The organism is Desulfovibrio faecalis (assembly GCF_053570625.1).
This window is the reverse complement of record NZ_JBRBQR010000001.1, coordinates 2359884-2385574: the sequence shown is the minus strand read 5'-3', so window position 1 is coordinate 2385574 and position 25691 is coordinate 2359884. Positions and strand designations below refer to the sequence as shown.

Sequence of the window (25691 nt, the reverse complement as noted above, 5' to 3'; positions counted from 1 at the left end):
GCAGATCAGCTACCCACGGAAAACCCGGAAGAGCCAAAATGTGCATATTGGCCGCACGGGCTTTGTTATTCTGGTGCAGGATGACGGGGTGGTTATTTCCGACCCCAAAACGCCGCAGCACAATTTTCAGAAAATAGACGGCATCGGCAACGATGCTCTGGCTGCGCTGTTCAAATCCGGCTCAGCCACGGGCGAGGCCGCCATCAGCGGCAAGCAGTATGAAGCTGTGGTGTACAACTCGCCGGAGCTTAAGTGGAAGTTTATCGGCCTCATTGAAAAAAGCGAACTCATGGAGCCTGTCAACGCCGCCTTGTGGCAGTTTGCCACCGGCATGCTGGCAAGCCTCATAGGCATTTGCATCGGTATCTGGGTTCTGGCAGGGCGGCTTATCATTACACCTTTGAAGACCGTGGGCGTGTTTCTCAAGGATATTTCCGCTGGTGTGTATGGCAGCCTCGTCAACCGCCGCGTTGACGAAATGGGCGTAATTTTTGAGTCCCTTAATTCCATGAGCGCCACCCTTAAATCCAATATTTCCGAGATTGAAGCCAAAACTGTTGAAGCACAGCAACAGGCCGCAGCAGCAAATGACGCCACGCGAGAGGCCGAGGCCGCCCGCCTGCACGCCGAACGCGCCAAGGCCGAAGGCATGCTTGAAGCAGCGCGCCAGCTCGAACATATGGTGCAGATGCTCCACCAGGAAGTGAGCACTCTTTCGAGCAGTTCAGAAGACATCCGCGAGGCCACGCTCGTGCAGCGGCAGCGCATCCACGAAACAGCCACGGCCATGGAAGAAATGAATTCCACCGTGCTTGAGGTTGCCAAAAACGCCTCGCATGCCGCCGCTCAGGGCACGGATGCGAGAGACAAGGCCAATCAGGGCGCAGAGGTCGTGGGGCGGTCGCTTGAGGCCATGCGCGCCTCGGAGCAGAAGGCTCTTGAACTGCGCGAAGCCATGGGTAATCTGGATAAACAGGCCCACGGCATCGGCGCGATCATGACGACCATTGAAGACATAGCCGATCAAACAAACCTGCTGGCCCTGAACGCGGCCATTGAGGCCGCTCGCGCTGGCGAGGCGGGCAGAGGCTTTGCAGTTGTGGCCGATGAAGTGCGCAAACTGGCGGAAAAGACCATGCATGCCACCAAGGAAGTGAGCGACTCCATCCTCTCCATCCAGCGGGTAGCCGGAATCAACGTGCAGTCTGTGGAAGAAGCCGTGCAGGGGCTTGACCATGCCTCATCGCTGGCGGGCGAATCCGGCGCGGCGCTGGGCGACATTGTCACCAGCACAAACCAGTCGGCAGGGCAGATTCAGTCCATTGCCACTGCGGCAGAGCAGCAGGCCGCCACATCTGAAGAAATCAACAAGTCCATTGACGAAATCAACGCCATCGCCGGGCAGACGGACGAGCGCGCCGAAGCCTCGCTCCAGGCCACCCGGCGGCTGGAAGATCTGGCTCTGTCGCTTTCCGGTCTTATCAAGGAGCTGAAAGACCAGTCGGCATAGTCTGTCAGGGTTCAATCGCCAGAAAAGGACAACGGCAACCGTTCTGCGGTTGCCGTTTTTCGTGCGGGAGTGACATCATTTTCGTCCTGCGCTATGTTGTCGCAACTGGTCAGCGTCTGATAATTTGCCGCCAATGGCCCGTAATCAGAGGCTTTTCTGCTGCCCGTTGGCTCATCCTCCACAGTGGCGCTGCATGGCAGATTGCGCCCTGTGCGGCAGGCGGGGGCATGCAGAGCAGGTTTTTTGTGTATCCCTTTCGGCAGCCCGCCGAATGAATATTACTGCGCAGCAATAACCGCACTGGAGTATGACATGACAGGGGAGTTTTTGACCTCGCTCACCCCTGAGCACAAGAAATTTCTTGTGGATCTGTTTGAGGACGGCGTGTCCTTTGACCCCAAGGTGCTGCGCGTTTACGCATCGGATGCCAGCCTGCTCACGGGTACGGTGCTGGCCATGGTTCGGCCCGAGAGCGCCGGGCAACTGTGCAAATTTATGCGATGGGCAGATGCGGAGCATGTGGCAGTGCATCCGCGCGGGCGCGGCACCAGCCTTTCCGGCGGGTGCGTGCCCACGGTTCCCGGCATTGTTGTTTCCATGCTTGGCATGGATAAAATAATCGAGATCAATAAAGAAGATTTTGTTGCCGTAGTGGAACCGGGCGTTACTACGGCTCTGCTTCAGGCAGAGTGCGAAAAGCTGGGCATGTTTTACCCGCCGGATCCGGCCAGCGGCAAGGCAACCAGCGTTGGCGGCAATGTCATTACCTGCGCCGGGGGCCTGCGCGCCGTAAAATACGGCGTCACCCGCGATTACGTGCTTGGGCTGGAGGCCGTGTTGCCCGGCGGCGAACTGGTGAAGTTCGGCGGCCGCGCCCACAAGGATGTCATAGGCCTTGATCTCGGGCGGCTTTTTGTGGGCAGCGAGGGCACCCTTGGCATTGTGACCAAGCTTATTCTCAAGCTTTTGCCCCGGCCCGAGGCTTCGGCATCGGTGCTTGTGGGCTATCCTTCGCTGGATGCGGCCCTGGCCTCCATGAGCAAGGTTTTTGCCGCTGGTATCCTGCCCTGCGCGGTGGAATTCATGAATGAAACCGTGCTGGAAATCCTTGCCAAAACCGGTGATGTGCCGTGGCCGGACAGCGTCAAATCGCTGCTGCTGTTTCAGGTGGACGGCAGCAAGGAGACTGTGCCGCTGGAGAATGCCCGCCTCGCCAAACAGCTTGATGACGCCCTGTGGCGCATGGAAGGCGTGGGCAAGCAAGAGGAAGACAAGCTGTGGGCCTATAGGCGCAGGGTTTCAGCGGCCTCCTATGTGCTCGGGCCAGACCGTATCGGCGGCGACATGGCCGTGCCGCGCGGCTCCATTCTCAAGGCCGTGCGTAAATTTGAAGAAATTTCCGCCAGCAACGGCAAGCGCCTTATCGCCTTTGGGCATGCGGGCGACGGCAACATCCACGCCAATCTGCATTACGATGTCTCTGACGCTGACGATGCCCGCCGCACACTGAAAACCCATCATGAGCTGGATGCGGCAGCGCTTGAGTGTGGCGGTAGTCTTTCTGGCGAGCACGGCGGCGGATGCCTGAAAGAAGTTGGCAAGCAGCTCGGGCAGAAGGAACATGCCCTCATGCTGCGTCTGCGCCGTGTCTTTGATCCCAACCGCATTCTCAATCCCGGCAAGGGGTACTGAAATGAAACGCGGCTGTACACAATGCGGTGAATGCCTGAATGTCTGCCCTGTGTACGCGCTCTTCAAGCGCGAGGAATACGCGCCCAAGGGCAAGCGCCTGCTTCTGGAGCAGATTGATCCCGAATTCGGCGGCAGCCCGGATTCCCCCCTGCCCTGGGAGGATATCCGCGAACTGGCCCGTCTCTGCGCCGGGTGCGAGCGGTGCCAGCAGGCCTGCGCGCGCAAGCTTTCTACCAGCGATCTGCTGGCCGAGGCACGGGCACGTAATCCTCACTGGACGCAAACGCTCTGGGACATGTGGATTCGACGCGCAGGCCCACTGTGGCCCATGGCGGGCAAAATTGCCATGCTTGCGCCAGATTTCGTTATTCCCGGCGTGTTGCGGTCTTCTGTGGAAACCGCCCGAGCGCTGGTTGATCTGGAGCCTTGCGAACCGTGGATGACCCTGCGCCCCCGCAAAAAGGTCAGCGGCGTAAAAGTCGCCCTGTTCAGCGGCTGCACGGCAAAAAATGCGCGTCCCCACTGGATATCCAATGCCCGGCAACTGCTGGCAGGCTGGGGATACGACCTTGTGGACATTGCGGATTTTGCCTGCTGCGGCGGCACGTTGCACCATGCCGGGCAGTTGGGGGCCCTGGCAGAAGTGCGAGAGCGCAACCTTGAGCTGTGGCGTAGGGCTGACAAACCACTAATGGCGAGCTTTTGCGCCTCGTGCAAGCACAGCCTTGATGGCTACACCGCCGTTATGTCGGCGGAGGAGGGCAAGGAGTGGAAGCAGAAGTGCGTTGGGCTTTCCTCCCTGCTTGTGGGGCCGCAGATCAGCCCCACGGGAACGGCCCCGGCAGTGGTGGGTTATCATCAGCCTTGCCACTGGGGTTCTGATGATCCTGATTTGCCCCTGCTCACGGCGGGGCTGCCGGGCTTGAAAAAAGGCACTGGCCTGTGCTGCGGCATGGGCGGCATACTGAAAATGTCCAACCCCGATCTTTCAGCAGACATGGCGCGCAAATGCCTGAAAGGCTTTGCCCCTGAAATCCGGCACATTGTCACCGGGTGCAGCGGCTGCGTCATGCAGCTTTCGGCTACAGCGGGCAAGGATGTACAGGTGCGGCACTGGCTTGATGTGACAGCACTGGCAGATTCCCGCACTTAGGCGCATCCGCTCCCATACGGACTTGAAGCAGCGTTTGTGCAACTTTGCAGCTCTTGGGCGGGCATGGTTGCCCCTGCGGGTGTGGCCGCAATATTCTGCAATGGCTTATTGAGGAATGGTGCATGGTGTTCGGTACGAGGTGGAACTTGGGCATAGCATGCCGAAAAATAAGCCGAAACACCTCTGACCACTGGACGCCCCATAAGCGGCAGTATAGTATGCCGCAACATGCACACCTGTAATCGGTGAGCCTATGCCCAAACTTCGATACTCCAAATTTGCTCTGGTCGCGGCCCTTTCCGGGGGCATGGCGGCCCTTTTGGCGTGTCTGCTGTTCTGGGCCTATGGCTGTAACCCCGCACTGGCAGGTTCGCTCAATCTGCAACCCCGCGCAGCCATTGGCAATGCCGAAGTTTCCGAGCCGCCTGCCGTGTCTTCCGCCGCTGCGGAAAATAATACAGCGCCGCCTGCTGCGACACCTGATCAGGCGAATACGGGGGCAGAACAGAACGGCAATACTGGGGAAAACGCTGCTTTGCCCCCTGCTGACCAGCAATCAGGGCAGGAATCAGGACAGCAGTCGGGGCTGCAATCGGGTCAGCAAACTGGCCCCCAGACAATCCAGCAGACCGGTGTTGATTCCAGCGTTCAGCCACAGACGGAGGCTGATAATGCAGATCAGCCCCCATCCACGCATCCTTCGCAATCAACTGAAAAGCCAGATCCTTCCGCAGCCGATGCCCCAGCAAAGAGCGCGGCACCGGATGCCGCAAAAGGCGCGGCGCAATCCGCAGCACAGCCCGCAGCACCTGCGCACGATTCCAAGGTGCAGCTTTTCGGCACTGTGGAGTTCAAGCGTCCCCTGTCCACTCTGCCGGGCTGGCTTGATCTGCTCAAGCGCAACCAGATGGATCCCATATTCATACCCGGCAAGGTGTTCAAAAAGGGCGTTACCTGGGACATGTTCAAGTCCAAAGCTCCGGTGAACAACAAGATGGAACTGCTGCGCTACGTAAATTCTTTCTGGAATACGTGGCCCTATGTGGAAGACATCGTCAACTGGCGGCAGGAAGACTATTGGGAAATTCCGGCGGAGTTCCTGAAAAAGTCTGGCGACTGCGAAGACTATTCCATTATCAAGTATTTTTCTCTTAAGGAATTGGGCATTCCGCCCGAAAGCATGCGAGTTGTGGTTGTGCGCGACACAATCAGAAATTTTGCCCATGCTGTTCTGGTCGTATATCTGAACGACGATGCCTTTATTCTGGATAATCTCAGTAATTCAGTGCTTTCACACACCAAGGTGCGGCAGTACAGCCCGCAGTATTCGGTCAATGAATTCGGTCGGTGGGCCCATATGAAGGGCCGCAAGATAGACTAAAGCCGCCGCAGGCATGCGGCATGCAGCGCGCAGCCCACACCCTTGTGGGGTTTTCACCGCAAACGGTACGTTAATGCGCAATGTACTATAGGATAAGCCTATGAAAACGCAGGAACTTAATGAGCAGTCCGTTGCTGGTCGCTATCGTCTGAAAAAAGCCGCCGTGGCTGCTGTCAGCCTGTCGCTTTTTGTTGTGGCGGCAGCTGTGGCCTACGGCCTCTGCACCTTGCAGCTCAAGAACGTTACGCAGGATATTCTGAATAACCAGCGTGAAATGCAGCAATCGTGGGTGGATAAATCGCTGGAATCCATCCGCGCATGGCATGCAACCGTTGTTGAGCAGGCGCGGCTTGTGAGCAGCGCGGAGATGTTCCGCCTGTTTGCCGTGGATGTGCGCAACCTTGGCTCCGATGGCGAGGCGCGCCTTTCTGCCCCTGATGCCATGGAAAACGGCGATGAATCGCTGCGTAATCTTGCCGAGCAGATGGGCTATATGCAGGATCTGCTGCGGGATTTTGCGCGCGGCAAAAACTGGGTTTCTGCACGGATTGTTTCGCCCAAGGGCAATCCCTTTGTGGTGGGCAAAGGGGATGCGCCCCTTGGCGAAGCCCAGGTGGCCCTTGTGACCAGCGCCGTTGACAGGAAAACTGTTGTTTTTGGCCCTGTGCGCGCTCTTGGCGACACAATGGTGATTGATCTGGCTGATCCCATGTACGAAGTGCTGGGCCGGGGCGAGAGCGCCCCCATTGCTGTGCTTTTTGCCACCATTCCTGTGGACAGGGTGCTGACGGCATTTCTTGCCCAGCGGCAAGACCAGTATGGCGGGCTGCTGCCGCGTATTTTGCAGGCCGTTGGCAACGGCACAGAGGCCGTGCTGCTGCGCGATGCCAAACCTGCGCTTGAGCCAGTGCAGCACTTGGCCCTGGCTGACGGCCTTGGTTTCAAGCGTCGGCAGGGGCTTGTGGGCGGCGGCGAGGCTTATTCCCTCGGCAGTTACATGAGCAGCATGGGCTGGCTTGTGACCATCGAGGCTCCGGCAGACATGGTTGATGCGCTGGTGGAAAGCCAGGCAAAGCAGATATACGGTCTGGGCATTCTTGGCAGTCTTGGCACGGCGCTTTTGCTGGCCTTTATCTGGGCTTCGCTGGTAAGTCGTTCGCACAGGGCCACTGCCCAGCATTTCAAGCATTTGTACACGCTTATCCGCCAGCAGAAGATCATGCTCGACAGCGTCAACGCCTCATTGCAGGCCGGGCTTATGCTCATGGACAAAAACGGTCGCTTGCAGATGTGCAACCCGGCCTTCTGCCAGATAGCGGACAAGGACGAGAAGTCCCTCAAGGGAACTCCCGTGGGTGAAGCCCTGCCGGAAGATGCCGCCCTTCGGCTCATGGAGGGCATGGCTCAGGTGAGCGCCAGCGGCAAGGAAGGCAGCATCGAGATTTCTGTTCCCCAACCCGGGGATGTGCGCCTTTTCCGCGTGACCCTGTTTCCCTTTGAAGATCACGATAATTCAGGGGAAGAAGGCAAGGGCGGCTGCGTGGGCATTTTTCAGGATATTACGGAATTCCGCCGCCGTGCCGAGGCCGCGCGTGAACGTCAGGCCAACAGTATTGCCGCCCTTGTGAGGGCCATTGAAAGTGTGGACGTGAACCTCATCGGGCACTCCATGAAGATGGAGCATGTGGCGGAGCTGCTCTCCGGCGCTATGGGCCTGCCCGACAAGGACAGGGAAACCCTGCGGCTTGCGGCCCGCCTTTCGCAGGTGGGCAAGATCTTTGTGCCGCGCGAGCTGCTCACCAAGAAGGGCAAGCTTACCCCCGAGGAACAGGCCGAGGTTATGCGCGCGCCGGAGTATGCCTATGGCATCCTGCGCGACATGCAGTTCAACCTGCCAGTGCCGGACGCCGTCTTCCAGATGGGCGAACGCATGGACGGCTCGGGCCTGCCCCAGCATCTGGCCGGGGAGGCCATCAATCACAATGCGCGTATTCTGGCCGTGGTCAACGCTTTCTGCGCCATGGTCAGCCCACGTTCCTACCGCGCTGGCATGCAGCCCGAAGAAGCCGTTGCCCTGCTTATGAAGGACAAGGGCTTTGACAGCCAGATTGTGAGCGCTCTTGCCAATGTTGCTGCGGCAGATTTGCAGCAGGCCATTGCCACAGCCGATGCGGCCAGCGAAAAATCTGGTCCTGCCGCAGAATCTGCCGCAGCCGAATAGAGAGTCGGATATGACGGGCGCAGTGCCGCAGTTCTCGATGCAGCAGGACAGCTCTGAAAAGATAGACGTGGCGATAAACATTTTCGCCAAGCCGTATCAGACAGCGCTCTCTGTTCTGTCGCTGCTCAAGCACAGTGGCAACCATGTGGGCACTATCTGGTTGCAGTTTGAGCCTTATGGTTCGCAGTATGATATCGTCAGCCCCTATGCGCTGGTGCAGTATCTGAGCAGCCAGATAGGGGAGAGGTTGCGGGTTTTTCAGCCAGACCACTGGCTTGATCTCAATGCCGCTGACCCGGCGCGCTTTGCCGATGATGCCTACCGCTACAGCGTCCGCTACCAGTACGCCTTTGAGCACAGCACGAGCAGCAGGCTGTTTCTCATGCACAACGATATCGTTGTGTTCAAGGATGTGCTTGGCTATCTGGGCGGCCTTATGGGTGATGCCGTGGTTGTGGGCCACCTTGGCCAGTGCTGGAATTGCCCGGCTCGTGTGGCGGAGCTGACGCGCGAGGTTATGGGCTGTGAACCGTGTGGGCCTGAGCGGTATCTGGATTTTCGGCCCACCTACAGTCAATTGCAGCAGCTTTATGCGCTGGCGCACCAGAGGGGCATTTTTGCAAGGCCGTATGACCGTGGCTTTGCAGGCATTTTTGATGCCCAACCCTGGCCCCTGCCGGAATGCCGCGTCAATGAATGGGCCTGCCTGCTTGATCTGAAAAAGACGCGGCCCCTATGCGTGCCGCATGGCCCAATATTGCCGCCAGGCGCGTTCAGGCAGTGTGGGCCTGTCTGCCTTGATACTGGTGTGGAGTGGTTCCGGGGGGTGCATGCGCACGGCATGACTGCCCGGCATGCCGATCTTTCCCGCCACCTCAAGCATTGGGTAGGCACGGGCAAGGTAACGGCCCGGTTATATGCTCTGGCAGAAGAAAATGCCCTCAAGATATTGCTGACCACCTTTCCCGATTACTGCGATTGGCTGCGCGGCACCATCGGCAACAAGCCGCTCGGCGTGAGCGACAGAGGCCGATAGTTTTTTCGCATTTGTTGAATTCCTTTCCTCTAGCTTCCTGTTTTTCCTTTCACGCTGACGCGGCAGGCTTGTTTGCAACGCGAAAAGGCGTCGGCCAAATGGCCGACGCCCGACACGGGAAAGAAAGGTTTGCAGCGCTATCCCCAACGCTGGGAGGGCCTTGTGGCCCCCCGGCCTTCTTTCTACTGCAATCTCTATGTTACCGCTTCATGCCGATAACGGTTTCCAGCATGCTGTCCACCGTGGTGATGGTCTTTGAGTTGGCCTGGAAGCCGCGCTGTGTAGCAATCATCTGCACAAATTCGCGCGACATGTCCACGTTGGACTGTTCAATATTATAGGCCTTTGTGGTGCCAAAGCCGTTATCGCCCGCAACGCCCTGCCGGGCAAATCCAGATTCTTTTGTTTCAGAGTAAAGGTTATTTCCTTCTCTGTATAAGCCTTGCAGGTTGTCAAAGTCATACATGGAAATCTGGTACAGGGCCAAGGTCTCGTTGTTGTCATATTTGCCGTAAAGTATGCCGTTAGCGTCAATGTTAAAGTTGTTAAGTACGCCTGATGCATACCCATCAGCTTTTGATGACTGCACAAGTGAACTGCCGCTTGTCACGATGGAGGCACCGTTTCTGCGCGAGGTTGAAGACATGGTGCACGGAGCGGTATTGTAGTCAATGGTGCCCTGAGTGGCAGGCGCAACCGGGGGGACAACTTGTAAATCATCCAACGTCTTGGTGGAATTGTTCCACGGTGTGGCACTTGTATCCCTCAGGCCAAAATCCAGCTCGATGATACTTTTCTCAGAGAGGCTGTGGTTGCTGCCGCCGTAGGATGAAATTTCGGACACGCTGTTGCTGAGGGCCGAGCCTGAGAAGTTGGCGTTGAACACAGGCAGGCCATTATTGGAAATCTTGGTCGGTTGCCATGACGTGGAAAGCGTCGGATCAAGATCGCACTGATAATCAGCAGTAGCGGTATCCTGAGCGCCATACGTATAGGCAGTCTGGTTGACCAGTTGCCCACTGACGTTGAAGATCAACTGCCCGGTCATGAGCATACCGGCCTTATCGGTGCCCTGAAATGTATGACTGTTTGCCGGGAGGATCGGATTGCCAGAAGAATCGTACGTCACCGGGGTGGGCGTAACGCTATCACCATATGTCCGGTTGTCTTCTGACGGAGGAATCGTCACAATATATTCGTACACTGTGTAGCCGGAAGGCAGGTTATCAATTTTGTACGAGCTGTTGCTGGTGTCAACCTTGTCGTAGTAGACCGTGAGCTGGTGCTTTGTACCACCCTCGTCATAGACGGTAATGGGGGAACTGGCAGCATATGCATTGTCGGCCAGCGGCGTCGCCTTGGAGCCGTCCCACTGGTCGAACAGCGCTGTCATGGGGCTGGTGGTACTGGTCGTTTTGTCCATGCCAGCGTCGTTCGACAACTGCATGGTGAACGAAACACTCTGTGTGAGCTTGGGGGGAAGGTTCCAGTTGTCAAGCACGATATCCTTGGGCGAACCAGTGCCCTTGTATGCGGTTGTTGAGGCCGAGCTGCTGCTTGTAGTTGTAGAACCAGAGTTGAAAACAACAGAAGAACTGTTATTGTCAACTTCCCATCCCTGCAGAATCATGCCCTGAGGATTTTGCAACTCGCGCTTGTTATTGAAATAGAAATCGCCGGCACGGGTGTAGTACGCCTGCTCACTGTCTGGCTGGCGAACTTTGAAGTACCCGTTGCCAGAAATGGCAAGATCTGATCCTGAATTGGTGGATTCAAGAGAACCCTGCGAGTAGTCGCCGAGCACCGCGTAGGTGCTGACGCCCTGGCCAATCTGGGTGGTGCCGCTGACGCTGCCGCTATCGGTGTAAAGATAGTCGCTGAAGTCCGCGCGCTGGCCCTTGTAAGCCAGGGTGCTGACGTTGGCGATATTGTTGCCGACGACGTTCATTTTGTTTCCGTGCGCCATAAGGCCGGAAACGCTTGCCCACATGCTGGATGAGAGACTCATATCTTCCTCCGTGTCTTGGGATAGGGGATATTTTTTCCGGGTAATGCAGTGGGGACTGCCTGCCCGTTGTTACTTCTGTACTGTTAACCCGTTGTCGTGCCCGATCCGGATGTGCTCGTGCTGGTGGTCGGCTGTGTGACCTGCCGCACTTTTGAAAGCTCCATCAACTGACCGCCATCAAGCCCCAGATACACTGTGCCATCGTTGTTGACCACGCCCGTCACCCTGGCGTCCACCACCTGGTCGGCAAGCACAGCCTCGCCGCTGGCGTTGAGCAGGGACAGGTTGACCGTGTACACGCCATCCGGGGCAACTGTTCCGGCGCCGTTTTTGCCGCTCCAGTTGAACTCGTAGGTGGTTCCTGCTGCCTTGGGCGTCACGGTTTCCGTGTAGATGACGTTGTTTTCGGCATCCCGCACCGTGATGGTGCCGCTGGCAACGGCATCGTTGGGCGCATAACGGAACTTGGTGATGGATGTCGTCTTTGTGGTTGCGTCCGTAACCTTGCCTATACTGTTGCCAGAGACTGTCACTTCCTTGCCGATGTACGACGTGGCGTTGATCATCTGCTGGTTGTTGGTGGCAGTAGTCAGCGAACCCATGCTGGTATTCAGGTTGATGAGCTGTTCAAGACTGGAGAACTGCGCCATCTGGGAGACAAATTCCTTGTCGTCCATAGGGTTCAGCGGATCCTGATACTTGAACTGCGTCACCAGAAGCAGCATAAAGGCGTTTTTATCAAGGTTAGCGCCACCATTCTGCTTGCCGACAACGGCATTGAACTCGTTGTTCGCCTGGGTGATAGCGGATGCTACGCTGCTGGCCATACTTCATTCTCCTCACAGCCCGGTTCAGGCAACCACGTTGAGGTTGCTGGTGGTATATCTTGCCGTGTTGCCAAGAGAATGCACAGGCTGTTCCAAAGTTGAAATATTCATATTTGAGCTGGAATTACGTACAGTTGCAAGATTCTTCAGTCGGGAAAGTTCTTCCCTGCGGGCATCTTCTTCCTGCCGGGAATTGTGCTGGCTGAAATCCTGCCAGGATGCGCTGTTCTGCTCCTGCCGCGTTTCCTGCCGCACTTCGAGCTTGTCCACCTTAAGGCCCTGCTGCTCAAGATTCATGCGGATTGCATCGACCTGACGGCTGATTATGTCGTTGGTTTCCGACTTTTCAGAGCGGATTACCGCGCTGACTTCGCCATTGCGAACCGAAAGGGAAACCGTGATGGATCCCAGCTCCTGAGGGTTCAGTTGCAGATCAAGCCGGGTGCCGCCGCCCTTGACGGTTGAAAGCATGCCCTGTTCAACCTGCTGCGCCACCTGCCGTCCGATGGGGGCAACGGCTGAGGGATCCTGCACGTCAGTTGTGTTCTGGGTCGCAAGGGCAGTTTGCATGGCCTGCGCTGCCGCGTAGGCAGGTGTGGTGCCGCGCCCTGTAACAGCCGCTGATTGCGTATCAACCTTGCCCAGCAGATCGCTCCAGGCGGACTTGCCCTTTTGGTCTTTATCAGATTCGTTCTGCCCGGAATTGCTGTCAGCATTCTTCTGACCCTTGTCGTCCAGAGCGGTTGCCTGCTGTGTGGCAGACTGCGCGTGAATCTGATTGGCAGGAGTATTTGGGGACGATTGCGTGCCCGCCTGCGTGCCTGTCTGGGGTTCTGCCTGCGCGCTTGCGCGAGAGACTGCCTGCGAACCAGACTGCTGCCCCGCCTGCGTGTTTAATTGCTGCGCGGCTGTGCTGCCGGCGGTTCTTTCTGCGGGCATGCGCTGGGTCGCTGTGGCCTTGTTCTCGGTGATGCTGCGATCATCCTCATGCTTTGCAGCGGTCGCGTCCTTGCCGATGGCTTCGCTCTGCGCAGCGATCTTGATATCGCCCGGCTCGGCCTTCTGGCCCGCTTCAAGGGTTTCACCAAGAATATTGCTGCTTTTTTTCTGAACGGTCTTGTCTATGAGAGTCTTGCTCTGTTGCACCGTGCGGTCGAGCAGCGAACTGGCCTGCTTCTCTTTTTCCGTGCGAGCCCGCGCCTTGCTAATGATTGGCTGCAACGTTGTTTTGAGGGCAGTATCAAGCGTTTTTTGCGCAGCGGCCTGCGTGGTGAAAAAGTCTGTCACCGGGGCCATGAGCGTGCCGAACTGTTCGTTCAGGCAGGTGACGGAGGCGCTGTTGCCAAAGCTGTTTGCCAGGGTTTGCAGGTTGGCAGTGCCAAGGCCAAGGCCGCGCCCGAGCGAAATGGCCTCACCCTGGCTCACTTCAAGGGTGCCCGCCGGGTCAAGCTTGCTCACAAAGGCCGAGATGGTGTTGAATGCCTGCTGAGTGTTGCCCTGCAACATCATGGCCTGAACATTGGTATCCAGAACGCCCGTTGGATCAATCTTTTTAAGCAGCGAGGTGATGTTGGCCTTGTCCTCATCGCTAAGAACAGGGATGTCCCCGCCGCCCTTAACGCTGGCCGTTATCTGCGCGAGGGTTGCGCCGTCAGGCATTTCCGCCAGTGCCGCAAGCTTGACAAGGCTTTCAGGCGTGGCGCCAGCCTTGATGAGCTTGCTGTGCATGTCCTGCACTTCCTGCTTGGTAAAACAGACTTCGTTCAGCGTGTAGGTGACGCCGTTGCTGGTGTTGCGTGAATAAGGGCTTTGCACCTGCGCGGCGGCTCTGGCGGTGGGCGTAAAAGGAGTGCTGGGCTTGGATTCTGACGTGTCCCCAAAAACATCGGCAGATGCGTCAGCCTCTTCAACGGCCTTCAAGCTGGAGTTGAGGGCGTCCATAAAGGAAGACGTCCGCTCGTCAGTGGGGCGGTTGTTGGTGGCAACGTTCCAAAGCGTTTCGTTAGTGCTTACGCTTGTGGGAATAATCTGCATGGTTCACTCCTTGCGCGCTGAGTTATACAAGGAGTGTTCCAAAATTGTTGATCTAATTAATTCAGCATGTTATGTGGATATAGATTGAGAGGAAAGGGCAATACTTGCCGAATGGGGAGTGCGCTAGGAGGATGGGTTGGCAAAAAGCGGAGCCAGGGCAGCAAGCCTGTGCACTGCTGTGTGCCAGCCCTGCTCGCTGAAGCCTTCATTCTGCAAAAACATGTGCAGGTGCCCGGTGAACAGGCGGATCATGCCTGGCTGGACGCGCCAGAAATCATCGGGCAGGGGAGTACGCTTTTTCAGATGATCGCTGCACAGGCCGCAAAGGTGGGCAAGACGGGCCGCAAGACGCTCAGCAAGCGCGGGATGTTCCGCGTGGAGGCGTGTCAGCCGTTGGCGCAGCATGGTTTGTTGGCCTGGATCATACAGAAAAAGAAAGGCTGCCTGCCATACGTCTTCAAGCTGGGGACGACAGGAATTGCCGCGTGGCTCAGGGTAAGGTTTCAAGGTGTGCAGCCCAAGAGCATCACGCCCGGTTCGGTAGAGGGTAAGGCCATTGTCTGGAGCCTTGCTGCTGGGCCTGCCAGTGGCAAGTTCCTGATGGATTTGCAGCGCAAGCTGGGCTACAGCAGCGGGCATGAAGGCCTGTTTGCAAAAAAGACGGTTGCGTCTGCACTGCCAGCAGCCTACGCAGCTCATGGCTGCGCGCAGTACCCATTGACCGGGGGCGGATGGGCCTGTTTCGCGGGCGTGTACCGGCCCCATAGAGAGATTGAGCACTGGTACGCCAAGGTAATCGGCAAGGTGCATGGGGCCGGTGTCAGGCGTTATGCACAGGTCAAGGGTGCCCATGAGGGCCGCAACTTCGCGCAGTGTAAGCTTGCCGCACAGGTTAGCCTGCGCAAGGCCGGAACGCCGCGCCACTTCATCGCCCAGTTCCTTCTCGGCCTTGCCGCCCACAAAAACCGGGGCCAGGTCTGCCGCCGCGAGGCGCATGGCAAGTCGTGCCCAGAAGGCCGCATCCGGTCTTTTTGCTGCCTCGCTGGCCCCAAGCACCAGACCAACACGGCGCGTCCCCGCTGGTTCGGGGCGCGAATGCCCTACAACGGCAAGGTTGGGAGCGGGGGAAAGGTCCAGCAGGTGCAGATCGGCCCAGTGAAAGGCATTGGCGTGGTTATTCTGCGTCAGGGCCGCGCGGTACAATTGCCAGAAGCCCTGAACGCGTAATCCATCGCTGTCGGCTACAGGCCCTAGCTTGAGGGGTGACTCAAGCCGCGCCATGAGCTGGGACGCAACCGGATTGCTGCTCAGATTGATCGCCGCCGCGTATGTTTGGCGGGCAAGCTCTGCGCAGTGTGAAGGAGGAAAAAACACGGCATCCGGCGCCAGGGGCATGAGCTGCTGAAAAAACGCCGGTTCTGCCACAATCCACAGGGGATTGTGGGGCCAAAGCTGGCGCAGGCGGATAAGCAGGGGAAAGGTGAGAATCAGGTCACCCATGCGGTGCAGTTGCAGCACCAGAATCGGATCAGCAGCCATTATCAGCCCCGAACGGCCTGACGGGCCGCAGGTGTGCCGTAAACCTCGCGCATGCGTTCCAGCATGGTTTGCAGTCTGTGTTGCCATGTGTGGCAGGCAAGCACGCGCTGTCGGGCCGCCTGCGTAATGCGGCGGCGTTCTGCTGGGCGGGCGAGGTAGTGGCGCGCCAGTTCAGGGGCTTCATCCGGCTCATGGTAGCAGACGATTTCGTGCGGCTCAAAAAGCTGCTCCATCTGCTCGCGCCAGTCGGTAAGTACAAAACTGCCTGCGGCGGGCACGTCAAATACCCTCTGGTTGACCGCGCCCTTCATCTGCTTGCTGGTGCAGTTGAAGTTGATGGCCGAGTGCCCGTAAAAGAGGGGCAGTTCCGTGTAATAGCTCAGGGCATCCAGATAGCGGGGCTGCAAGGGTTCGTGGCGAAATTCCACCTTCTGCCAGCCTGCGTCGCCCACAATAAGCGGGCGCAGGGGCAGCAGGCGCCGCACGCAGCCATTGCGGTACAAGCGGGTGGCCTGCCAGGTGACGGCGGTTTCATAGGCCAGCTTGGCTTCGTTGTCCGGCAGGGCCAGATAGTGCGCGTAAGCATCGGGCTGGCAGTCGCGCAGAAAATCAGCAACCGAGCGGTGGTGGCTGTCCATGAACTCCTGGGCCACGGCGTAAAAGGAAAGCAGCAGGGGGCGGGGAAAATGCCCGTTTTTCAGCCTGCCGCCAACCTTGTAGACCATGGAATTACCCACAAAGGAGATGTCTGCCTTCCATGCGGCTGGTGCGGATGCTCCCTTGGAGGGGTGAAAGCGATCAGGGTCTGTGCCCAGAGGCAGGTAGAACACATGCTCAAAACCCGTCGCGCGCAGGGATGAAATATTGTCAGAATCCCAGGTAAACAGGGTCGTCCAGGGGCTGACGCAACGGGAATACAGATGGATGATGAGGTGGGGATTATCCACAAACCATGAGGCGAGGGGCAACTGCAAACGGGCCAGCAGGTCCATAAGCACACCCTCTACATCCACGCCCATATGGTTGAGCGTAATGCAGCAGTCTGGCCTGAAAGCAACCACGGCTTCCAGCAGCTGCTGCACAAAATCCGCACGGGCCACGGCTTCATCGCCGATAACAACCAGCTTGTATTCAATACCAAGCTTGCGGCATGCGCCCTCGATTTCACCCATGAGGAAGTATTTGCTGGTCAGCAGCAGTACGCGGGGGCTTGCATCGGCAAAGCGCGGCCCTGCGGCGCGGCTCCAGAAGTCAAACCTGGCGCTGGCGAGCAGATCTTTTTGCAGCGAACCGTAATACTCGCGGTCAAGGCGCAGATAAAAGGGCAGAGCCAGAGGCAGCAGACGCAGGCCGCCGTGGCGCATCTGCCAGTGGGTCAGCTCTGTAAGGGCATCCTGAGAGCACGGGCTGGTGATGAGTGTAATGCGCGCACGTTGTTCAGGCGGCAGGCTTTGCAGCACGGCTGTGATGGCCTGAAGCCCGGCTTCCTTTTCCACCACGGCCACAGGCCCGTCAAGGCACTCCAACACCTGGCGCAGTGCGTGCCCAAGACCACAGCCAAGCAGAACCGGCAGGCAATCACGCTGCAATTCCTGCATCTGCCCTGTTACAACTGCGGTTTCACGCTCTGCGCCGCCGGGGCGCAGCATGTAAAAAATGCGCTCGCCCAGCCTGACTTCAATATCGTCTGGTATCCCGGATTGTTGTGCGTTCTGGCCTTGATGTAGGGAGTGATCGGAATACACCGCCACAAAATGCGGCGTTTCAGTCTGCTTCATCATTTGGGGCTCATCTGCGAGGGCTGCATGGGTTCCGCAATGATTTCGTTGTCCACCAGGCGGAACAGCGTGCACTTGTATACCTGTTCAACAACCATAAACGCCCGCCCGATGGAGATTTCCACACCGGGGTATACGGTGCCCTGGCAGAGCAGACGGCAGTTCTGCATGTAGTTTTCGTCCTGAGCCAGTCTGCTCCACAGTTCGTCGCGTCTGTTGATGAGCTGCCTGCGCTGTAGCCGCAGGGCTTGCAACTTGCGGGACGCATCGTTGGTTTCCGGCTGCAGATGCCCGGCGATGGCATTGAGGTGGGTAATGGTTTGCGACAACTGTGCGATAATTTTGTCTATTTTTTCAAGCTGGCGGATACTCAAGGGGTCGTACCCCAAATAAATCTTGGTGCTCAGAGCCGCCTTGTTGCCAAGCTGGCCGCCAACATAAACGCTGCCGTAGGCATTGGTTGTGCCGCCGTAGAGCTTGTCGCGTACAACCATGTTGCTGCCAGCGTATACTGTGCTGTACAGGCAGGTTTTTTCAATAACCATGTTGCCGCGCGCGCGGGCGTCCACGCTTTCCAGAAAGGGGGTCATGAGCTTGTCGCCGGCAACAACCTTGCTGTGCTTGCCTGCGCCGCCCCGCACCCCGCCATCGATCATGAGATCACGGCGGGCTCGTACAACGCCGCCTTCAACCATGCCCATGATGCGTACGTTGTTGGCCTGAACGGAAAATCCGGCGCGCACGGAACCGTGCACGGCCATATCGCCCACAAAAAAGATGTTGCCAGTCTGAAAGCTCACGTCCTGACGCACGTTGAGCAGGGTCTTTACGGTAATTTTGCCGTTAAGGTAAAAAACATAGCCCTTGGCGGCGGCAAGCAGATAGTTGGGATAGCGCGGATCTACGCGGGTGTTGCCACCCATGGGGAAGGCTTCATTTTCAAGTATGAAGCGCTGGTCAACCTTGGGCCCGGCGGCGTCCAGAGGGACAAGCTCAGCAAGCACTTGTCCGGCGATGACATTCTGGACGTAGCCCAGACTGTATACGTCGGACTTTCCATTATCTCCACCCGGCTTGAGATTGAGATAATCGAAATCGGGATTGAAGTAATGCCTCAGATAGTATTGCACCATGCACCATCCGTCGGGCTGAAGGGCAAAACCCCGTGATATTGTTATTCAGCAGTATCGGGAATATAGCCTTTCAGTTCATCTTCGCTCTCGAATGTGGGGAAAAACCCCTCGATCTCGGCTTTGCGCAGCAATTCGGCCACATGTGGCGCGGGCATCAGCAGTACAAGCCTGCGCCCCCGCCCCCGGCCCTTTGTGCTGGCGCTTACCAGCACTCCCAGCCCGGAAGTATCCACTTTTTCAACGTGGCTCAGATCAAGCACCACCTGACGAATATTAGGCGCCAGCAGATGCTCTTCAAGCTGTTTGCTGAACTCGGCCACATCGGGCAGCAGAAGATTGCCAGAAAAACGCAATACCGTGACGTTGGTGTGCGATTCCGCCTTCAGCTCAAACATGGCTGTATTTCCTCCGTAAGGCAACAGGTCGCTTCAACGGGAAAACAGGTTGGCAGAGTCCAGAAATATGGTCACAGGGCCCCAGTTGCACAGGCGCACATCCATGTCCGCTCCGAAGATGCCTGACGATACGCTGACGGCGCAAGTTTCGTCAACCATTTGAACGAAATCCGCAAACATGTCTTTGGCCCAGGCGGGGTCGCCTGCATCGGTAAAGGAAGGCCTGCGGCCCTTGTGGCAATCGGCGTACAGGGTGAACTGCGGCACCAATAATATCTGACCACCGATTTCATCCAATGAAAGGTGGAACTTATGGGCATTCTCTCCTGTGCCGGGAAAGATGCGCAGTCCCACAAGCTTGCGGGCCATGCCCGTAAAAGCCGGAGAGGAGCGAAATTCTGGCCCGTCCTCCTGCCCAAAGGCAACAAGGGCCATAATGCCAGTGTTGATGACCGCCACAAGACGGCCATCAACACTTACTGAAGCTTCTTTAACTCGTTGCGCAATAATCCGCATCAGGCATGGCCTACTTGGTCATCCTCGCCGTTGGCGGCAGGAGCACTGGCAGCGGCGCGCCGATTCTTTCTGTTGGCCATCTTTTGCTCTTCTTCTTCGCGCAGAGCACGTCGCAGAACCTTGCCCACAATAGTTTTGGGCAGCTCTTCGCGAAATTCCACAAGGCGCGGCACCTTGTAGCCAGCCAGTTTCTGGCGGCACCAGGCGATGACGTCAGCCTTGGTCAGTTCTTCGTCAGGGCGGCGCACCACAAAGGCTTTGAGTATCTCGCCGCGCATCTCGTCGGTAATGCCAACAGTGACGGCTTCAAGCACCTTGGGGTGTTCCAGCAACACTTCGTCCACTTCGCGGGGGTACACGTTGTAGCCGCCCACAATGACCATGTCTTTTTTACGGTCAACTATATAAAAATAACCGTCTTCGTCCATGGTGGCAAGGTCGCCCGTATACAGCCAGCCGTTGCGCAGGGCGCTGGCGCTTTCGTCAGGCCTGCGCCAGTAGCCATGCATGACCTGCGGCCCCTGCACGATGAGTTCGCCCATTTTGCCGGGGGGCAGGGTGAGGGAGCCGCCTTCCATATCCACAATGCGGGCATCAGTGCCGGGTACGGGCATGCCGATAGAATTAGGGCGTTGCCCTTCCTGACCAAGGGGATTGCAATGGGTGATGGGCGAGGCTTCTGTAAGGCCGTAGCCCTCCAGAATGGCGGCGCCTGTGGTTTCCTGAAATTTGCGGAATATTTCGCGCGGCAGCGGCGCGGAGCCGGAAACGCAGATTTTGATGCTGCGCAGGTCAAACTCCGCCAGATTCTTCTGTTGCAGCAGCGAAATATAGACCGAGGGGGCACCGGGAAAGACCGTGGGCTTGTACTTGGCAATAAGGCGCAGCACATCCTGCGGCACATAGCGCGGCAGGGGCAGGGTGGTGGCCGCCAGGGCAATGGGAATAATCAGGCCTGTGGTGAGGCCGTACACGTGGAAGAAGGGCAGCAGGGAAATGAAGGTGTGCTTGTCCTCCGCCTTGACGTGGATGATATCCAGCACCTGACGGCAGTTGGTGCCCACGTTGCTGTGCGTCAGGGTAACGCCCTTGGGCAGACCCGTTGTGCCGCCAGTATACTGCAACATGATGGGGTCGCGCAGTGGGTCGGCAATGGGGGCGGAATAACGCTCCGCGCCCTTGAAGAAGTGCTTCCACTCATGAATGTTTTTGCCGTCGTAGGGTACGGGTTCCTTGACGCTGCGGCTCTTTTTGAGGCGGTAGAGCCAGTTGAGCGGGAAGGAAAGGGCATCCGCAGCGCCGGTAACGATGAAGTTTTTCAGGGGCAGGCGGTCGCGCAGGGCAGAAACGCGGGGCCAGAGCAGATCGAGCAGCACCATGTGCTCTGCGCCCGAATCCTGCATGTTGGCCATGATTTCCTTTTCCATATACAGGGGGTTGGTCATGACCACCACGCCCCCGGCCTTGATGATGCCCCAGAAGGCCACCACAGTCTGCGGCATGTTGGGCATCATCAGGGCAACGCGGTGTCCTGTCTTAACGCCGATGCGGCGCAGCGCCCCTGCAAAACGCTCCGCCTGCTCGCGCAACTGCTTGTAGGTGATGCGCGTATTCTGGAAAATGACAGCCAGTCTATTGGGATATTTGTCTGCGGCCTCATCCAGCAAGGCATAGAGCGGCTTGTTCCACACCTCGGAAGTGCGCGGAACGAAGGAGTCGTAGTGGGCAAACCAGGGCCTGCTGAGTTCTGTGTTCATGTCCTTCCTTATGGTGTCGAATCGTTATGGCAGGGGAGGCGGAGCTAATCAGCGCCCCCGCGCGGTCACAACTGCATATGCCTTGATGCCTTCGGAACGCCCGGTAAAGCCCAGATGTTCCTCTGTGGTAGCCTTGAGGTTCACGCAGGATGCGGGCAACCCCATGAGCCGAGCGACGTTCTTTCTGATTTCTTCACGGTAGGGCGCGAGTTTGGGAGCCTGCGCCACAATGGTCATATCCACGTGACAGGGCGTACAGCCCGCCTCGCGCACCATGTCCAGGACCTGATGCAGCAGAATGGCGGATGAAATGCCGTCAAAACGGGGATCCTTGTCTGAAAAGTGCTGACCAATGTCGCCAAGGCAGGCGCAGCCGAGCAGAGCATCGGACAGGGCATGCAGAAGCACATCGCCGTCAGAGTGGGCCAGGACTTCGGGCGCGTTGGGAATGCTCACGCCGCCAAGGCGCATGGGGCGGCCCTGACCGTAGCGGTGAACATCGTAGCCCATGCCCGTGCGGATGGAAGGAAGGAGATTTTCGTCTTGCAGCAGGTCAAGATCTTCAGGGCGGGTAATCTTCACGTTGGCAGCCTCGCCTTGTATGACGCGCACTTCAAGGCCAAGCGCCTCCAGAAGCGATGCATCGTCGGTTACGGCAAGCCCCGCCTCAACCGCGTGGGCGTGGGCCGAGAGCAGCGCTTCAAGCTGAAAGCCCTGCGGGGTCTGCACAGCCGCGAGCCCATCGCGCGGCAGGGTGGCCGTCACTCGGCCATTTTCCACCGTCTTGATGGTGTCGGTCACTGATATGGCGGGGATAACGCCAGCAGCACCCTCAGCAAGCGCCTCGCACACGCGGCGCACAAGCGCCGGGGAAAGAAAGGGACGGGCTGCATCGTGCACCAGCACGCTGGCGGGGCGCAGGGGCAGGGCAGCCAGGCCAAGGCGTACGGAATCCTGGCGCAAAGGCCCGCCGCAGGCCGTAACCCAAGGCAGCCCGAGATCATCGCGCCTGTGCAGGTCGGCCAAAAGTTCGCTGGCTTCGGCAAGCTGGCTGGGTGGAAAAACAAAGACAATTCCGGCCACACAGGCGCTGCGGCTCATGGCGCGGGCGGCATGCCAGAAAAGCGGCGCGCCCTGCCAGGGCAAAAACTGTTTTGCCGTGCCGCCAGTGGCATCGGCCATGCGCGTACCCTGCCCGGCAGCCAAAATGAGGGCCCAGGGCTTTGCCGCAACAGATAATGTGCCGGAACTTTCTGACATTACATACCTTGTTAACAAGCGGGAGTCGGACGATAAGCCGGGTTCTGTCATGCGGTTGCCCGCACCAGACCGTCATTCCTCTAGGGGCGCAGTTACCTGCGCCCTCAAGCAACCTACCCGGAAGGCAATGGTCGGGCCGACCACCTTCCCTATTTGGTCTTGCTCCAAACGGGGTATGCCTAGCATGCCGCGTCACCACGGCATCTGGTGGGCTCTTACCCCACCGTTTCACCCTTACCCCGCCGCGAGGCGGGGCGGTTTGCTTTCTGTGGCGCTGTCCGAGGGTCGCCCCTCCTGGGTGTTACCCAGCGTTCTGCCCTGTGGAGCCCGGACTTTCCTCCCCGGGCCTTGCGGCCCGCAGCGACGGTCTGTCCGACTCCCACTTGTTGATCTTGTTTCCGGCGCGGTTTGCGGTACAGGCCGCGCCGGAAGTGATTCTTAGTCGGTAAGGGGCACCGGCTTCTGAGCGCACTGCGGGGCGTCTTCAATAGAGAAGTGCTCGCACCAGAAAATGAGGCGCTGGCAGTTGGGGCAGCTCAGAATCTGCTGACCGCGCTGCAATTCAATGAAAGACTGCGGCGGCACGGCAATGTGGCAACCGGAGCAGATGCCTTCTTTCACGGCAACAATAACGGGGTGCTCAAGACGCCTGCGGATAAATTCATAGCGCATGAACACGGGCTGGGGAATATTCTTGCTGGCTGAAGCACGCTTTCCGTTCAGGCCTTCAAGGGCGGTGTTGCCCTTTTGCAGCTTTTCTTCAAGGCCGTCGCGCTTTACTTCAAGCTCGGCCTTGATGGCGGTGTAGGTCAGGTCGATTTCGGCCAGCGCGTCGTTCTGGTATTGCAGTTCCTCAAGAAGGGTCATTTTTTCTTCTTCACGGGAACGGTTGACCTTTTCCATGCTGTCCATTTCGCGCATCATGGCGTGGTATTCACGCTGATTGCCCACTGCCATGAGCTTGTTCTTGCTCTTTTTGATGCGCGCGGAGTCGTCATCAATCTCGAGCGAGAGGCGTTTTTGCTGATCCTGAAGGTGCGAAAGCTTGTCCAGAATGTAGTTGCGCTGGGTTTCGATGGCGGCAAAGCGCTGCTCAAGGGAATCAAGCTCGCTCGGGGCGCTGCTCAGGTCCTGCTTGACGGCGTGGATGGCGTCATCGACCTTCTGCAACTCAACAAGCTGCTTGATCTGGTCAAAATATACGGCATTGCTCATGAGAGTCCTCCTGATAAAATCATGACAGGGCAACAGGGCGGAAGGGCGAGGCGGAAGGCACAAAAAACACTTCCGTCTCTGGCAGGCGCTGTTGCAGCAACCGGCTCATGCGCAGCATCATTTCTTCCTCAAGGCTGTGGTGACCCACATCCAGAAGGCAGATTTCAGCGGCAAGCGCCGTGTGGTATTTGACATCACCGGTTATGAAAAGCTGCGCATGGGCAGCTTGCGCCGCGCCGAGCAGCGATGAACCCGAACCCGTGCAGTAGGCCACGCGGGTAATTGTTTGCGGCTCCGGCCCGCTCACTGTGGCTGTGGCAAGGGGGGCGTTGCGTGCAACGATGCCTGCAATCTGCGCCACTGTCATGGCCTTGGGCAGATCGCCCGCAAGGCCGAAGCCCAGAGGCAGATCATTGCCCACTGCCGGGGCCACAGGCTCCAGCACTGCAAGATTGCGCAGCTCAAGCGCACGGGCCAGCCAGCCCGCCGGGCCGTAAGCGTTGACATCCAGCGAGGTATGGGCCGCATACAGCGGCACATCGGCCTGGAACAGCAGGCGCAGCACCTCGTGGTAGTCGTCAAGCCTGTTGGGCAGCACGGCCTTGAGCAGCAGCGGGTGATGGCTGAGCACAAATTGCGCGCCCTTTTCCAGCGCTGCACGCACGGATGCGGGCGTTGGGTCGAGGCAGACGGCAAGCCTGGCAACATCCTGCCTGTGCGCCGCCACCTGTTGGCCCGAAACGTCCCAGCCAGCGGCAGCGGCCAGAGGTGCAATTTCTTCTATCGCCTTAATAATTTCAATAGGTTGCATAGATATCACCCACCATAAAAAAAGGCACTTTCTTGCTGGTGCAGAGAAAGCGCCTCGTTGAATACGGCGTAAAAAAATGTGCAACGTGTTGTGGCAATGTTGTTTCGCACCTTGTCTGACGCGTGCGCGCAGGAAAAACCAAAGGGGGTTCAGCTCTTCGGAATCAGCGAATCTATCGAAGGCCTTGTGCTTTGTCAATAAACATTGCGCAGGAGCTGCTTGCAGCAAGGCCGCGCCGTGTCGCAAAATGTATACGGAAAGGGGAGGCTTCGTAAAGCCTCCCCCAAATAATCATGGCGACAACGTGAGCCGGACTGTGCAGAGCATTATATAATGTCAGTCAGCATCTGGCTCAGCTGAATCTCTCTATTGACCGCGCAGGTAGCGCACGGCATTCACAAAAATGAGCGTACCGGGGGCATCCAGCTCGCCGCGCGTCCAGCCGGGGTGGTTGGTCACGTGGTGGAAAGCCTCGGGGTGGGGCATAAGGCCCAGCACCCGGCCCGTGGGGTCGGTCAGACCCGCAATGGCAAGGGTGGAGCCGTTGGGGTTGAGCGGATATTCCTGTGTGGGCTTGCCCGTAGCAGGGTCGGCGTATTGCAGGGCAATGAGGTTTTCTTCCTCCAGGCGGCGCAGGCAGTCCGCATCGCGGGCAACGAGCTTGCCTTCGCCGTGGCGCACGGGCATGGAGAGCAGGGGCAGGTTTTTGGTGAACACGCAGGGGCTTGCCGCATTGGGCAGCAGATGCACCCAGCGGTCTTCAAAGCGGGCGGAATCGTTGTTGCCCAGTGAAACCTGGCGCTCAAAGCGCTGACCGCCAAGGGCCGGCAGCACTCCCAGTTTGACCAGCAGCTGGAAACCGTTGCAGATGCCCAAAATCAGCTTGCCCTCATCCAAAAACTCGCGCAAGCTCTGCAACAGGGCCGCGCCCGCGTCGTCCTTGAGGTAACGCCAGCGCATGGCCGCAGCCTGGGCCGCGCCGAGATCGTCGCCATCCAGAAACCCGCCGGGGAAAATCAAAAAGTGATAGTCGGCAAGGCGAACCTTGGCCGCCACCAGATCGGAAAAATGCACCACATCGGCCTTGTCGGCACCGGCCAGACGGGCCGTGTGGGCTGTTTCCATGTGCGAATTTGTACCGTAGCCGGTGATGACCAGTGTGTTGACCGTACCCATGCGGGGGAAGCCTCCTTGGCTTTGCAACGCGGATAATTCCGGCCATGCCTTGCGGTGTGCGCCGGACGTGCTTTTGCCTTGGAAACCTTGGCTGACCCGCGCCGGGCATAACAGATGACCGGCGCGCGGGCCGCTTGTGGTGGGCACGCACGCTGAAAAGGGAATAACACATTACTTAGCTTGTTTTACTTAGTCAATGCTAGCCAAAAAATTCAATTTGGGTTAAGACTGTTTGGTTGAACTATTCAA

At 58.1% G+C, this 25691-nt stretch carries 19 protein-coding genes and 1 other RNA gene; 6 read left to right on the top strand and 14 right to left on the bottom strand.

Annotated elements, in window-relative coordinates; all coding sequences use genetic code 11:
- Window positions 1-40: 40 nt before the first annotated feature.
- The 6 genes from ACUZ79_RS10470 (at window position 41) to ACUZ79_RS10445 (ending at window position 8993) form a co-directional block, all read left to right on the top strand.
- Window positions 41-1510 carry a methyl-accepting chemotaxis protein gene (locus tag ACUZ79_RS10470; RefSeq protein ID WP_449251560.1) on the top strand — a complete coding sequence of 490 codons (1470 nt, stop codon included), beginning with the start codon at window positions 41-43 and terminating at the stop codon, window positions 1508-1510.
- Between the two features lie 312 nt (window positions 1511-1822).
- Window positions 1823-3202: an FAD-binding oxidoreductase gene (locus ACUZ79_RS10465; protein WP_449251559.1), complete on the top strand. Its 1380-nt coding sequence runs from the start codon at window positions 1823-1825 to the stop codon at window positions 3200-3202.
- Window position 3203: 1 nt separating this feature from the next.
- The gene (locus ACUZ79_RS10460) at window positions 3204-4355 is read left to right on the top strand and encodes a (Fe-S)-binding protein (protein WP_449251558.1); all 1152 of its coding nucleotides are present in this window, start codon (window positions 3204-3206) and stop codon (window positions 4353-4355) included.
- 253 nt (window positions 4356-4608) lie between these two features.
- A complete protein-coding gene (locus ACUZ79_RS10455) occupies window positions 4609-5736 on the top strand; it encodes a transglutaminase-like cysteine peptidase (RefSeq protein ID WP_449251557.1) in 1128 nt (375 codons plus the stop codon).
- Window positions 5737-5836: 100 nt separating this feature from the next.
- A complete protein-coding gene (locus ACUZ79_RS10450; protein WP_449251556.1) occupies window positions 5837-7957 on the top strand; it encodes an HD domain-containing phosphohydrolase in 2121 nt (706 codons plus the stop codon).
- Window positions 7958-7994: 37 nt separating this feature from the next.
- The gene (locus ACUZ79_RS10445; RefSeq protein ID WP_449251555.1) at window positions 7995-8993 is read left to right on the top strand and encodes a hypothetical protein; all 999 of its coding nucleotides are present in this window, start codon (window positions 7995-7997) and stop codon (window positions 8991-8993) included.
- Window positions 8994-9192: 199 nt separating this feature from the next.
- Here the strand turns inward: ACUZ79_RS10445 and ACUZ79_RS10440 are convergent, their stop codons facing one another.
- The 14 genes from ACUZ79_RS10440 to ACUZ79_RS10375 all read right to left on the bottom strand — a co-directional run bounded on the left by ACUZ79_RS10440 (window position 9193) and on the right by ACUZ79_RS10375 (window position 25442).
- Window positions 9193-11001 (bottom strand): flagellar hook protein FlgE, encoded by a 1809-nt coding sequence (locus tag ACUZ79_RS10440; protein ID WP_449251554.1) that lies wholly within the window; start codon window positions 10999-11001, stop codon window positions 9193-9195.
- An 83-nt stretch (window positions 11002-11084) separates the two neighbouring features.
- Complete coding sequence (locus tag ACUZ79_RS10435; RefSeq protein WP_449251553.1) at window positions 11085-11828, bottom strand: flagellar hook assembly protein FlgD; 744 nt, start codon at window positions 11826-11828, stop codon at window positions 11085-11087.
- Between the two features lie 24 nt (window positions 11829-11852).
- Window positions 11853-13862 carry a flagellar hook-length control protein FliK gene (locus ACUZ79_RS10430; RefSeq protein ID WP_449251552.1) on the bottom strand — a complete coding sequence of 670 codons (2010 nt, stop codon included), beginning with the start codon at window positions 13860-13862 and terminating at the stop codon, window positions 11853-11855.
- Window positions 13863-13985: 123 nt separating this feature from the next.
- Entirely contained in the window at window positions 13986-15401 is a 1416-nt protein-coding gene (locus ACUZ79_RS10425) for a glycosyltransferase family 9 protein (RefSeq protein ID WP_449251551.1), read from the bottom strand.
- Window positions 15402-15403: 2 nt separating this feature from the next.
- Entirely contained in the window at window positions 15404-17182 is a 1779-nt protein-coding gene (locus ACUZ79_RS10420; RefSeq protein WP_449251550.1) for a CgeB family protein, read from the bottom strand.
- Window positions 17179-18312 (bottom strand): FapA family protein, encoded by a 1134-nt coding sequence (locus ACUZ79_RS10415; protein ID WP_449251549.1) that lies wholly within the window; start codon window positions 18310-18312, stop codon window positions 17179-17181. Before ACUZ79_RS10415 ends, ACUZ79_RS10420 begins: the two co-directional genes overlap by 4 nt.
- Window positions 18313-18353: 41 nt before the next feature.
- The gene (locus tag ACUZ79_RS10410; protein WP_240825671.1) at window positions 18354-18707 is read right to left on the bottom strand and encodes an STAS domain-containing protein; all 354 of its coding nucleotides are present in this window, start codon (window positions 18705-18707) and stop codon (window positions 18354-18356) included.
- A gap of 33 nt (window positions 18708-18740) precedes the next feature.
- Entirely contained in the window at window positions 18741-19223 is a 483-nt protein-coding gene (dtd, locus tag ACUZ79_RS10405; protein WP_449251548.1) for a D-aminoacyl-tRNA deacylase, read from the bottom strand.
- Window positions 19223-20980: a long-chain-fatty-acid--CoA ligase gene (locus tag ACUZ79_RS10400; RefSeq protein WP_240825674.1), complete on the bottom strand. Its 1758-nt coding sequence runs from the start codon at window positions 20978-20980 to the stop codon at window positions 19223-19225. Before ACUZ79_RS10400 ends, dtd begins: the two co-directional genes overlap by 1 nt.
- Before the next feature lie 48 nt (window positions 20981-21028).
- Window positions 21029-22240, bottom strand: coding sequence for a 2-C-methyl-D-erythritol 4-phosphate cytidylyltransferase (gene ispD, locus ACUZ79_RS10395; protein ID WP_449251547.1), 1212 nt, complete (start codon window positions 22238-22240; stop codon window positions 21029-21031).
- Window positions 22241-22257: 17 nt separating this feature from the next.
- Window positions 22258-22620: RNase P RNA component class A (rnpB, locus tag ACUZ79_RS10390), an RNA gene on the bottom strand.
- 58 nt (window positions 22621-22678) lie between these two features.
- Complete coding sequence (locus ACUZ79_RS10385; RefSeq protein ID WP_449251546.1) at window positions 22679-23455, bottom strand: zinc ribbon domain-containing protein; 777 nt, start codon at window positions 23453-23455, stop codon at window positions 22679-22681.
- Between the two features lie 19 nt (window positions 23456-23474).
- Window positions 23475-24266, bottom strand: a complete 792-nt coding sequence (locus ACUZ79_RS10380; protein ID WP_449251545.1) for a Nif3-like dinuclear metal center hexameric protein — start codon at window positions 24264-24266, stop codon at window positions 23475-23477.
- 366 nt (window positions 24267-24632) lie between these two features.
- Window positions 24633-25442, bottom strand: coding sequence for a phosphoribosylformylglycinamidine synthase subunit PurQ (locus ACUZ79_RS10375; RefSeq protein ID WP_227118514.1), 810 nt, complete (start codon window positions 25440-25442; stop codon window positions 24633-24635).
- Window positions 25443-25691 lie beyond the last annotated feature (249 nt).